Origin of the sequence: Nostoc sp. UCD121 (assembly GCF_014222285.1) — a bacterium.
Lineage (GTDB): Bacteria > Cyanobacteriota > Cyanobacteriia > Cyanobacteriales > Nostocaceae > Nostoc.
Genome location: NZ_JACKZS010000216.1, coordinates 1 through 12,630 on the forward strand (window position 1 = coordinate 1; position 12,630 = coordinate 12,630).

Genomic DNA, 12,630 nt, shown 5'->3' on the forward strand with positions numbered 1-12,630 from the left:
TAAATTATATTTTCACTTACAAGCATTGTTAATTGATTCTTGATCTGGCTTAAATACGACTTTTTCAGCAAGCCCTACATAAATATATCTTTAAAAAACCCCTAGGTTTCAACATAGATGAGGTTTAAAAACCAGGATAAACCCTAGCCAGTGCTAAAAATTCCATAAGCTGTAGCACGCTTGTTCTTTATAACCATTTCAGCGTAGGCATAGCCCGCCACAGGCATTGCAGCTTTCAAAATTGATTCTTGCGCGAAAGTTTAGTGAAAAAGAATCCTGAATCCTGACTTCTGTTTCAATAAAAAATACCAAGCTATGGTTAATTCCATAGTTGGGAAAAATCTAGATATATTTTTATGCCTGCGTTGATACTTTTTAAATTTGCAAAAAGTTAGCGATCGCTTGCGGTAATGGCAAAATAATTACAATCAACAAAGCCATTGCCAGTAATCCCCAAATATCACGTTTGTTATCCAATTCAGTGACATCATTCAGTGCAGGCTCATCAATCAACGGCATAAATAATAAGATAATCGCCCACATCAAAAATTCTTCCCGGATTAACGAAAGTAATAGCAAGAGGAGGCGAGCCACTTGACCAATCATAATCGCAACTCGTTGTCCAAACATTGCATGGACAATGTGACCTCCATCAAGTTGTCCCACAGGCATTAAATTTAAGGCCGTCACAATTAATCCGATAAAACCAGCTACTGCAACTGGATGCAAATCAAGGGCTGATTTTGCTGTTAACTGACTTCCCAAGGCTAGCTTCGATAATAACGCTAGTAAGATGGAATATTTGGGATTAAGGGCATCAGGATTCAAAAATCGGGCTTTTTCTTCAATCAGGGGAACCACCTCAGAATGAGCCAAGCCCCATATTAATAATGGCAAGGTAACAATAAAGCCTGCAAGCGGCCCAGCGATACTAATGTCAAATAATGCTTTGCGGTTGGGAATGGGACTACGCATCTGAATAAATGCACCAAAAGTTCCCAAAAAGAAAGGCATTGGAATAAAGTAAGGCAACGTCGAGCGAATTTTGTAGAATTTAGCAGTCAAATAATGCCCAAGTTCGTGAATACCCAAAATAGTCATTAACCCTAAAGCATAAGGTAATCCTTTGAATAGGACATCTCGGTTAGATAGAACTTTGAGCAAAGAGCCAATTTCCCATAGAGGCGGAAGAGAAGTACCAGCAATTTCCACTCCCACCAAGGTAGTAGTTATCAAAGTCGCTACTAGTAGTAGAAGTGCTAATCCTGGTCTAGTTAAGCGTTCTTGGTCGCGTCGGGGTGTATTTCTCTCTTTAGCAGCCTGAATATTAGGAACTAGCACAAAGAAAGGTTTGTCATTTAAACCTTCTTGAAAGATCAACACGAAGCGATCGCCAAATTGTGCTTCAATATTAGTCTTAATCTGCTGGTAAGCGTTGCTGGCTTTAGTTCGCAACTGACCCCGGCAAATTACGGCTTGTGGTCGATACTCAATATTTTGAACGTAATATACAGACCAAGGAAAACAATTTCGCAGTTGAGTTTCTTCTGTTGGCTCAATGGGACGCACTAGTGGTTCTGGGGTAGGCTGGATAATTGGCTGTGATTCTGAGGCTTGGGCTGTAACTTCGGTTTGTGTATCTCTTGGCACTCGCCGCCCCCCTAGAAACAATATCCAGTACAACACTGTGCAGACAAATAACGACGAAACAATCAGCGCTGGTGGCGGAGGTTGTTTTGCCCCATATATAAGTGTCCATCCACTTAACAACAATGCTGGTGTCATTAAAACCAGCCACAACAACCATACTGGCGTTCGAGTGATGTGAGCGACACTGTGCTGCACCATTACATAAGTAGCTAGCCCCAGTAGGAGGATAAACAGAAACCAAAATGCCATGTTATCTTCAGTAATTTTGACAAAACGCCCTACCTAGTAGCTTCAGCACCATAGCATTAACTACGAGGCAGACCTCAAATCCCAATTTTTTCAGATGCTTACAGTTCAATTCTTCAGAATTTCTACACTGTAAACAGCTTGTCCACAACTCCTCAGTTTCGGTTCTTTGATTATGTGCGCTTTACCTCAACAGCCAAGTCATACAACTAAGCCACCACGGGCTGTCTTTCCTCAAGAAATTCCTAGCGGAAGTTCCTTGCAATCGGACTTCGCACAAGATAGCATTTTTGCTTTCTCACCCAATCGGGACACATTAGGGGGAACCTCTTATTTTATTGTAAGAAATGAAGGCAATATCCTCATAGATTGCCCTGCCCTAGACCAAACAAATCAAGACTTTTTAGCGGCGCATGGAGGCGTGCGTTGGTTATTTATCACCCATCGAGGCGCTATAGGCAAAACTGCTGAAATTCAAAAAGCCTTGGATTGCGAAGTTTTGATGCAAGAACAAGAAGCTTATTTATTACCAGGCTTACCCGTAACTACCTTTAGTCAAGAATTTACTCTTGATGCCGCAGTCAAAATTATTTGGACACCAGGTCATTCTCCCGGATCATCGTGCCTATACTACAGTAAGCTTGGAGGTATATTGTTTTCTGGTCGCCATTTGGTTCCTAATCAGAAGGGCGACGCAGTACCATTACGGATAACTAAAACCTTTCACTGGCCACGACAAATCAACAGTGTTCAGTTATTATTAGAACATTTTACACCAGAAACTCTCAGGTACATTTGTCCCGGAGCTAATACAGGTTTTCTTAGGGGCAAGCGTTTTATAGATCGAGCTTATCAACACCTCGCCTCTCTGGATTTAGCAGCTTTGCTGCGGATGCAGCCCCTTATTTAAAATAAAGACTTCTTCACGAGTATAAAAAACTTACCCAATACTTAATACTCAATAAAAAATGGTTCTTTTTGATACTGATATAAAATATAATTTAAGGAAGATACTGTCTGGGGAATTCTAGCGTTAGACAAGGAATTCTGGTAAAAATTTATGAGTGCAAAAGTTGATGGAACTGTAAGGATCGCTGGCTACCAAATTATAGAGCAACTTTATTCTGGTTCTCGGACTCAAGTGTATCGGGCAATACGAGAATGCGATACCTTCGGTGGGCTTCGCCAACGCCAACCAGTCGTCATCAAGCTCTTAAAACGAGAATATCCAAGTTTTAGCGAATTAGTACAGTTTCGCAACCAATATGCGATCGCTAAAAACCTAGATATTCCCAGCATCATTAAACCTTACAGCCTAGAACCCCATCACAATGGCTATGCCCTAGTTATGGAAGACTTTGGTGGCATCTCCTTGCGGCAATTTACCCAAAGACGACCACTGAGCTTAGATGAATTCCTACCCATTGCCTTGCAACTGATAGACACTTTACACCAGTTGCATCAACAGCGCATCATTCACAAAGATGTCAAGCCAGCTAATATCCTGATTCATCCTGAAACCAAAAAAATTAAGCTAATTGACTTCAGTATTGCCTCGCTGCTACCACGAGAAACCCAGGAAATTCAAAGTCCCAACGGACTGGAGGGAACCCTAGCCTATTTGTCGCCAGAGCAAACTGGACGGATGAACCGAGGCATTGACTATCGCAGCGACTTTTATTCATTAGGTGTAACTTTCTTTGAACTGCTGAGTGGACAACTGCCTTTTACATCTCACAATCCGATGGAGTTGTTACATTGTCATATCGCCAAACAGCCTGACTCTATCTGTAATCTCAACCCAGAAATCCCCTTGATGTTGGGAGAGATCATTTGCAAGCTGATGGCAAAGAATGCCGAAGACCGCTACCAGAGTGCTACGGGACTCAAACATGATTTAGTATTTTGCTTAGAACAATGGCGAAAAACAGGTAAACACACATGGTTTGATTTAGGACAGCACGATATCAGCGATCGCTTTCTCATCCCGGAAAAACTCTACGGACGAGAGGAGGAAATAGAAAGCTTACTGGAGGTATTTGGGCGGGTTGCCAATGGTGCAGTGGAACTAATGCTGGTGGCTGGCTTCTCTGGCATTGGTAAAACTGCCGTGGTGAATGAAGTGCATAAGGTGATCGTTCGCTGGAACGGCTACTTCATCAAAGGAAAGTATGACCAGTTCAACCGCAATATTCCCCTGTCTGCTTTTGTGCAAGCTTTGCGGGATTTGATGGGACAGTTGCTCACCCAAAGCGACACCCAGTTGGAACAGTGGCGAAACAAAATTCTGTCCGCAATTTCTGAGAGTGGACAGGTGATCATTGAAGTGATTCCAGAATTAGAACGGATTATTGGCACGCAACCGCCAGTACCAGAATTATCGGGAAGTGCTGCACAGAACCGCTTCAATCTGCTGTTTGTGAAATTTATTCAGGTATTCGCTACAAGAGAGCATCCGTTAGTAGTGTTCCTCGACGATTTGCATTGGGCAGATTTGGCATCTCTGAATTTGATGAGGCTGTTAATGGGTGAAACCTTAAAGGGTTATCTATTAATTATTGGTGCATACCGTGATAATGAAGTGTTTGCGGCTCATCCCTTAATGGTAGCCCTGGAAGAAATTGAGAAGGGAGTCACCGTCAGCACCATTACATTAGATCCTTTGAGTCAAACAGATGTGAATCGTTTGATTGCCGATACATTGAGTTATTCAACAGAAATTGCTCTACCATTAACCGAGCTAGTTTATCAAAAAGCCAAAGGTAATCCGTTTTTTACAACCCAGTTTCTCAAGGCATTACATGAAGATGGACGAATTACCTTTGATTGGGATACAGGTTTGTGGCAGTGTGATGTGGCGCAAGTACCCAGACGCACGGCAGCTTGTCTTCAGACATCGCTTTCTTTAACGGATGATGTCGTTGAGTTTATGGCAATTCAACTACAAAAGTTGCCGCTCGAAACTCAGGAAGTTCTAAAATTGGCAGCCTGTATCGGTAATCAATTTGATTTGGCGACATTGGCGATCGTTTTTGAACAGTCTCCAACCCAAACAGCAGAAGTTTTGTGGAAAGCGTTGCAAGAAGGGTTAGTTTTACCACATTGTGATGTCTATAAGTTTTATCAAGAGTCAGAAGCAAGAACAGATTCTTCTGACTTGGAGATTCTGGATTCTGGTTCCTGTGTTTACACATTTCTGCACGATCGCGTCCAACAAGCGGCATATTCTCTCATCCCAGAGGAGAAAAAACAGGCAACTCATCTAAAAATTGGCCAGTTACTCCTGAGTAATACCCCCGAAAGCAACCGGGAAGAACGCATTTTTGAAATTGTTGGTCAACTTAACGTTGCGGCTGAATTGATTACCCAACCCGCAGAACGTCAAGCATTAGCGCAATTTAACCTGATGGCAAGCCGCAAGGCCAAGGCAGCGATCGCATACACTGCTGCCTGCAAATATGCCCAGGTGGGCATTGGGTTACTCGCCCAAAACAGTTGGCAGCATCAGTATGAGTTAACCCTAGCACTCCATCAAGTTGCCACAGAAGCTGCCTATCTGAGCGGTGATTTAGAGGAAATGGCAGCCAATGCCCATCTTGTCCTAAATCACGCCAAAACTCCATTAGATAAAATCAGCGTCTATGAGGTGAAAATTGAGGTATTCACTGCTCAGGGTTATTTTGCCGAAGCGATCGCAGCAGCACTTACCATTTTGAAGCAATTGGGAGTGGAACTACCTACAGAGCCTACCCAGGAAGATGTGGCAGTGGCCTTCAGTACCGTCTTAGATGTAATTGGAGAGCGATTCCCTGCCGAGTTGCTCAACCTCAGCGATGCAAGGGATGCAAACATCCTGGCAGCAGCTCGAATTTTGACATCAGTAGCACCCTGCGTTTATCTGTCCCAGCCACAGCTTTATTTACTGGTGATTTTAAAAAAGGTTTATTTATCTGTCGTCTATGGTAATGAATCAACCTCGACTTTTAGCTATGTCTCTTATGGAATATTGATGTGTGGTGTATTCGGAAACGTAGAATTAGGTTATGAATTTGGTCAGTTAGCCCTCGACCTGCGATCGCGTTATCAAAATTCCGAATTGAAAGGGAAAACTTTATTATTAGTGTATTTATACACAAGGCATTGGAAAATGCACCTGCGGGATTTATTACAACCCTTGCAGACTGCCTATTCTAGTTGTTTAGATGTAGGCGATTTGGCTTTCGCGGGTTATTCTGCGTATAATTACGGTTTTTATTCCTATTTTGCAGGACAAAATTTAACACATCTAGAGCCAGAAGTTACTGGTTATTGTGAAGCGCTCAAGCACCTGAAGCAAAATCTAGCTCTGAACTATTCCCAATTGATTCGACAAATTTTGCTGAATTTAATGGGAGAAGCGGATGATGTTGTGGTGTTGAGTGGTACAGCCTACAATGAACAGCATCAACTTCCATTACATGAAGCAGCAGGCGATCGCACCGGATTAGCATTGCTATGGATTAACAAACTGGTTGTATCGTATTTGTTTTCCGAGTTTGAACAAGCCCTAGAACAGGCTAGGCAAGCGAGACAATATTTAGACGCTATTATTGCTTTTTTATATGTACCTATCTTTCATTTCTATGATTCTTTAGCTCAACTAGCATGGTTTGAGCAACTCTCAGCCCTAGAACAGCAGCAAATGAAAGAATGCATTACTGCTAACCAAGAAAAACTTAACTACTGGGCTACCCATGCGCCAATGAATTTTCGACACAAATTTGATTTGGTGGAAGCCGAGCGTTATCGAGTTTTGGGCAATCGGGCAGAAGCAATTGAATGTTACGATCGCGCTATCATTGGAGCCAAAGAACAAGGCTATCTTCAAGAAGAAGCACTAGCCAATGAATTAGCCGCCAAATTTTACCTCGACTGGGGCAAAGAGCAGATTGCTCAGTCATACATGACTCAAGCCTACTATGGTTATGCTCGTTGGGGTGCGAAAGCCAAAGTCGTCGATCTAGAAAAACGCTATCCCCAATTACTCGCCCCCATTCTTCAGCAAAGTCCTTCTCCTCTCTCAACTAACGAAACTATCTTTGCTTTGGGGAGTGTCACCTCCACCAGTTCTGCCAATTCCAGTAGTAGCAGCATTTCTGTTGCTCTAGATTTAGCTAGCATTCTCAAAGCTTCCCAAACCCTATCTAGCGAAATCGAACTGGAAAAACTGCTTTCAGTATTGCTGCATATCGTCATTGAAAATGCCGGAGCAGATAAGTGTGTGTTCATGCTTTTAGAATCAGGCCATTTGCTAATTCAGGCATTAGCACAGCTTTCTCTTGGTATCGTATCTGTAGAGAACAAAAAGGGAATTACTCATATTGATTTTTACCCAAGATTGCTGAATCCACAACCCATTGAAGACTCTCAGGATGTGCCAGTTGGCTTAATTAATACCGTCAAACGCAGCTTAAAACCAACAGTAATTATTGATGCCACAGTGCATCCTCAATTCATCAACGATCCTTATATTCAGCAACAGCAGCCCAAAAGCATCTTGTGCAGCCCAATATTACATCAGGGGAAGTTGCTGGGTATATTGTATCTGGAAAATAACCTAGCAGCTGGAGCCTTTACAAGCGATCGCGTCGAACTGCTAAACTTGCTTTGCGCTCAAGCGGCAATTTCTCTGGTGAATGCCCGACTTTATCGAAATTCCCAAAACTATGCTCAACAGTTGACGCAATCTCTAGCAAAATTACAGGCTAGTGAAATCCGCTTCCAAAATTTGGCGAACAATATTCCTGGGATGGTGTACCAATTCCGTTTGGCAGCCGACGGTTCAACTTCAACACCCTACGTTAGCTCTGGCTGTTTGGACTTGTATGGGTTAGAGCCAGAGTTAGTGATGGCAGGGATACACAGCCTTTACACTATGAATCATCCTGACGATCAACCAGCTATTGCAAAAGCGATCGCTTACTCTGCCCAAACTCTGACACCATTTGAGCAAGAATGGCGCATTATCATGCCTTCAGGAGCCGTAAAATGGATTCAATCTGCGGCTCGGCCAGAGCGGCAAGCCGATGGTGCAATCTTATGGGATGGGGTGGTAATTGATATTAGCGATGTCTACGACGAGCTTCGCTTACGTAAACAGGCCGAAGCATCTCTAGCCAAAGAACGAGAGTTCTTGAATGCCATTATTCAAAATATTACAGATGGGATTGTTGTTTGTGACCCTAATGGAAATTTGATCTTATTCAATAACGCAACTCGTGAGTTTCATGGCATACCGATAGAATCATTAACGCCAGAGCAATGGGCACAACACTTCGATCTCTATCAAGCTGATGGTCAAACACCCTTATCAACAACAGAAATTCCTTTGTTTCGCGCCTTGCAAGGGGAAATAGTTGAAAATGCAGAAATGGTAATTGCGCCCAAGCATGGTTCTAAGAGAATTTTGTTAGCAAGCGGACAAGCGATCGTCGATTCTTTAGGAAACAAACTTGGTGCAGTAATTGTGATGCGAGATATTAGCGAACGCAAACAGGCAGAACTTACTTTACAGCAAAAATCACTTGATTTGCAACAAGCGCTAAACGATCTACAAAATGCCCAATTACAAATAGTCCAAAGTGAAAAGATGTCTGCACTGGGTAACTTAGTTGCTGGTGTCGCTCACGAAATGAATAATCCTCTCGGTTTTATTGCTGCCAGTCTTAAACAAGCTAAACCCACTATTGCTGATATTATCGAACACTTGAAACTCTATCAAGAAACTTCACTCAACAAGAACGATCAAATCAAAGAGCATGCAGTCGAAATTGAATTAGATTATACCTTAGAAGACTTGCCCAAGATGATTGATTCAATGTCTATGGCGTGTGACAGGTTAAAAAAAATCAGCACCAGTTTAAGAACTTTCTCTCGTGCAGATCAAGATTACAAAGTGCCTTTCAATATCCACCAAGGCATTGATAGCACAATTTTAATTTTGAAACATCGTCTAAAGGCTAATGAACTACGCCCTGCTATTGAAGTTGTCACAAACTACGATAATTTACCTCAAATTGAATGTTTTCCAGGGCAGCTTAATCAGGTGTTTATGAATATTTTGGCAAATGCGATTGATGCTTTAGATGAGTCGATTATTGGTCGGAGTTTAGCAGAAATTCAAGAAACTCCTAACCAAATTATAATTACAACCTCAGTCGATAATCATCTAGTTAAAATTGCCATCGCTGATAATGGTAAGGGAATGAGTGAACAAGTTAAAGAAAAAATATTTGACCATTTATTTACTACAAAAATTGTTGGTAAAGGGACTGGGTTAGGGTTGGCGATCGCTCGGCAAATTGTCGAAGAAACTCACGGTGGTAATCTAACCTGCACTTCTGTACTGGGGCAAGGGACAGAGTTTATCATTACCTTACCAGTTAAAACTATGACATTGGATTCACAACTATAAAAGAGTTTTGCCAGAGGTCTAATATCCTCTAAGTTTCTTCACCATCAATACTAAGCTGTTACGCAAATAAGATTGCACATCAACTGGTGAGGTTATACTTTGTCCTTGGTAAACACAAATGACTAATGACAAATGACGGTCTACTCTACACCAAAAATATTGCAATATGTAGGTGCGTTAGCTTAACTACAACCTACAAATCTTTCTGGGGAATATCTTCGTGAAACTCTATCATCAATTGCATGCTTTCCACAGCTAAATCACGTAAGTCTCGATTTAGAAATACAACACCTTGAGAACCAAACCAACGGTCAAAAATCGCAACATATTTGGGGTTATCGTTGACAAACCCTTGCATAAACTTGACGAGAGAATAGTTCACTGAATCGAGGAATTTAGAGTTATTCTCAGGAACCATACAAGCAATTCCTTCTCGTGAATAGGGGCGAGGAGGTGCGATCGCAAAACTATCTTGATTTTTTGCTGTTTGTAACCATCCCTCTAAAATAATGCTATCGGATGCAAAAGCGTCAATTTTGCCCTTTTCCAAAGCCGCAAATCCTTCTGCTCTAGTCTTAAAATATACAAGTTTAGCTTGGGTTTGTACCTGCTTGATGGCTTCTTCGTTGGTAGTTCCAGCCAGCACACCCACATGCTTGTTAATGAGAGATTCAGGCGAACCTAAATTGCTGTCCTTCTTAATTAAAATTTGAGTACCTGTAACACCATAGCTGATTGAAAAATCAATCTTTTTATCTCGTTCCCAAGTAAAACTACTAGCATCACAGATAATATCAACTTGTCGGTTAATTATCTTGGGAATTCTTTCTGCTGGGGTAACTCCAACTAATTTAAGTTGAATTTTCTTGCCTAATTCTTTTTCTAACTGCTTCTGGATCAAAGTCAGCATATCCACAGAATAACCAATCAATTTTCCTTGACTGTCAGAATATGCAAAGGGTAAAGCATCTTTACTTGTCCCTGCCGTTAATACTCCTGTCCGTGCTACTTTTTGCATCACAGTTTCTGCCCCTGCAACACCAGGTAAGGATGCTGATAATATCAAACCAAAGATCGCACTATATATCTTCGACTTAGTAAAAGCAGGTAAACACGAGAGATTTATTTTAGTACTAACAAACATATTCAAATATTTGGGCATCCACAGTATCAAAGTAAAAAAATTATCTCTGTGAATTGCCAAGTAAGCAGTTCTAGAAATGATTCTTCACATTAGAGACTTAAATGCCATTAATTAGGTAGCATATTTTCGTACTCACAGGAGTATTGATTTGTAGTATTTTCATTGTTAAGTAGGTTAGCGCAATTAAAGCTAACTGGGAAGGGCTGTTATTTGTCCTTTGTCATCGTTTATTAGTAAGGAGTCTAAGACTATTTACGTTTCTTAACATAATTTGGTTTATTTCTAGCAAATTGCTGTATGTGCTTGTTACAAGCAATATAGGCGTTGTTCTGAATCTTCAGTTTGGACGGCTTTGTGCAAACAGTTACGTAAATTTTGCTCAAGAGCGATCGCGTCTGCTTGCGTCTAGAAAGGAAAGGCATTTACATTCGCACCTTCAACTTGATAATACCCAGTAACGCTGCCCAAGGCTAATACTAAATTGCTGTAATTGCAGGAGTTTCCCGATACTAATTTAACTTCCAATTGATGTAAGTCTATCGATTGCACTCTATCTTACACAAAGATGACTCTACTACCTTTAAGTAGTTCCAAAAATGCGGAACTACCTGAGAGGTATACATCTCACCATCGAAATATTCATATAATAGCGGCTTAAAACAAAAGCGCTGGTCTTTATCAATCAAGATAACAGAACGAGAATAATGTTCGTGAGCTAAATGTAAGGCTGTAAATAGCTCCGCAAAACCACCGCTGACAATCACAGTTTGATAAACTGGGCTGTTCATAAAATTCCTCACAAATCTTGTTAAATCAGATAATAAAAGCTTTACTAAATGAATAAAAACAAAGCTATCAAAATCGCGCTGAGGAACACAGCAAATGCAATAGCATATTCAACTCTCTGACTAAAAAATCCGACAGCAGCAATCAGAGCGATCGCTAGGCCAATAATGCCAGCGTATTGCTCTTTTTGTAACCCGCGTGCAATTAATGGATCTTGGACTGGTGCTGGAGTTTCTTGAATTGTTTTTATGGTACGTTCTGAGGCTGGTATTTCTTGCAAAAATAGATTCATCACATTACTCCTGAAAATATTTGGATTTTGAATTTTTTTATGCTTGCCAAAGGTAGAGAAGCGAGAAAAGAAAGACCCAAACTATTGCGGGTTTATGGTGAAACTCCCTGTTTCATGGCTTGAACTACAGGTTCAACGTGCAACCCATACACCCAAAACAGTTTACTCCCCAAATACACTTGCAAAAATACTAGGCAGACTAACAATGTTGCAGCCCTAAGGTAAGCTGGTGGTACTTTTCGGGGGCTGCGTTTGCGAATCACAAAACGCCAAGCTGCGATCGCCGCAACAATCGCCCCCAGTGACCAACCCAAGACGGTATGATAATTCAGCCTTGACTGGGCTGCTTTCTGGGCTTGGGCTAGTCCGGCTTCAAACTGGCCAAAGATAATCACGATGAAAAGTGCGATCGCAGCAACAAACATATTCCAAAAACTCACCTCAAATAAACGCACGTTATGGGTGAAATAGCCTAGAACATCGCACACGAAAGAAAAAAGCACCATTGCGATTACGAAGTGGACAATGATGGGGTGTAGTGGATCAGGGTATGGTAAATTTTGGCTATTTAGAGACAGAGCAGGCATCGCTTTTTTCCTTATAAGTCTAAGTATATATAGCAATCCGATAGCGAAGCGGTAGCGAGTCAGACGCTCCTGCGTCGCTAACGCTGCGCCTTTGATTTCTAAACTTATTTGTGTAGGAGGCAATAAGCAATAGGCGACAGTCAAGAAAGCTCTTTGAGTTGTACTGAATTTTTTCAGAAATCATATATGAGTCCTATAGATAGATGCTATCCGCCTAACGCATCATTCATATTGTCAAGAATTCTAGTGCTAAAGCCGCAGTTCTAGTAATTAAAAAAGATTTAAATATGTGATTAAATTGAATTTTAAAACTAAATTCGGAAATCAGAAGTTTCTCGTATTTACTATTTTTTAGTGATTATTATTTAAGTATAAAAACTAATCAAGATAGCCAGACTTTTTGTTGATTTAAGATACCAATCGTTCTTAAATAAAACTGATAAACCAGGTTTCTCTGAATATACCATAAATT

At 41.2% G+C, this 12,630-nt stretch carries 7 protein-coding genes; 2 read left to right on the forward strand and 5 right to left on the reverse strand.

Annotated elements, in window-relative coordinates; genetic code table 11:
• Window positions 1-375: 375 nt before the first annotated feature.
• On the reverse strand, window positions 376-1,899 hold the full coding sequence (locus GNF10_RS30055; RefSeq protein WP_185580907.1) for a site-2 protease family protein: 1,524 nt from the start codon (window positions 1,897-1,899) through the stop codon (window positions 376-378).
• Between the two features lie 172 nt (window positions 1,900-2,071).
• Between GNF10_RS30055 and GNF10_RS30060 the strand changes: the two genes are divergently transcribed.
• Window positions 2,072-2,806, forward strand: coding sequence for an MBL fold metallo-hydrolase (locus GNF10_RS30060; protein ID WP_185580906.1), 735 nt, complete (start codon window positions 2,072-2,074; stop codon window positions 2,804-2,806).
• A 150-nt stretch (window positions 2,807-2,956) separates the two neighbouring features.
• Window positions 2,957-9,349: an AAA family ATPase gene (locus GNF10_RS30065; RefSeq protein WP_185580905.1), complete on the forward strand. Its 6,393-nt coding sequence runs from the start codon at window positions 2,957-2,959 to the stop codon at window positions 9,347-9,349.
• Window positions 9,350-9,542: 193 nt separating this feature from the next.
• Here the strand turns inward: GNF10_RS30065 and GNF10_RS30070 are convergent, their stop codons facing one another.
• The 4 genes from GNF10_RS30070 to GNF10_RS30085 all read right to left on the reverse strand — a co-directional run bounded on the left by GNF10_RS30070 (window position 9,543) and on the right by GNF10_RS30085 (window position 12,158).
• On the reverse strand, window positions 9,543-10,493 hold the full coding sequence (locus GNF10_RS30070; RefSeq protein WP_260446028.1) for an amino acid ABC transporter substrate-binding protein: 951 nt from the start codon (window positions 10,491-10,493) through the stop codon (window positions 9,543-9,545).
• Window positions 10,494-11,029: 536 nt separating this feature from the next.
• Window positions 11,030-11,281 carry a hypothetical protein gene (locus GNF10_RS39000; protein ID WP_260446029.1) on the reverse strand — a complete coding sequence of 84 codons (252 nt, stop codon included), beginning with the start codon at window positions 11,279-11,281 and terminating at the stop codon, window positions 11,030-11,032.
• Window positions 11,282-11,325: 44 nt separating this feature from the next.
• A complete protein-coding gene (locus GNF10_RS30080) occupies window positions 11,326-11,571 on the reverse strand; it encodes a hypothetical protein (RefSeq protein WP_185580903.1) in 246 nt (81 codons plus the stop codon).
• A 92-nt stretch (window positions 11,572-11,663) separates the two neighbouring features.
• Window positions 11,664-12,158 (reverse strand): DUF2231 domain-containing protein, encoded by a 495-nt coding sequence (locus GNF10_RS30085; protein ID WP_185580902.1) that lies wholly within the window; start codon window positions 12,156-12,158, stop codon window positions 11,664-11,666.
• Window positions 12,159-12,630: the final 472 nt, after the last annotated feature.

Bases quoted from the DNA above. Each gene is read 5' to 3' on its own strand.
- GNF10_RS30055 (WP_185580907.1), bottom strand. From the start codon at position 1,899: ATGGCATTTTGGTTTCTGTTTATCCTCCTACTGGGGCTAGCTACTTAT.
- GNF10_RS30060 (WP_185580906.1), top strand. From the start codon at position 2,072: ATGTGCGCTTTACCTCAACAGCCAAGTCATACAACTAAGCCACCACGG.
- GNF10_RS30065 (WP_185580905.1), top strand. From the start codon at position 2,957: ATGAGTGCAAAAGTTGATGGAACTGTAAGGATCGCTGGCTACCAAATT.
- GNF10_RS30070 (WP_260446028.1), bottom strand. From the start codon at position 10,493: ATGTTTGTTAGTACTAAAATAAATCTCTCGTGTTTACCTGCTTTTACT.
- GNF10_RS39000 (WP_260446029.1), bottom strand. From the start codon at position 11,281: ATGAACAGCCCAGTTTATCAAACTGTGATTGTCAGCGGTGGTTTTGCG.
- GNF10_RS30080 (WP_185580903.1), bottom strand. From the start codon at position 11,571: ATGAATCTATTTTTGCAAGAAATACCAGCCTCAGAACGTACCATAAAA.
- GNF10_RS30085 (WP_185580902.1), bottom strand. From the start codon at position 12,158: ATGCCTGCTCTGTCTCTAAATAGCCAAAATTTACCATACCCTGATCCA.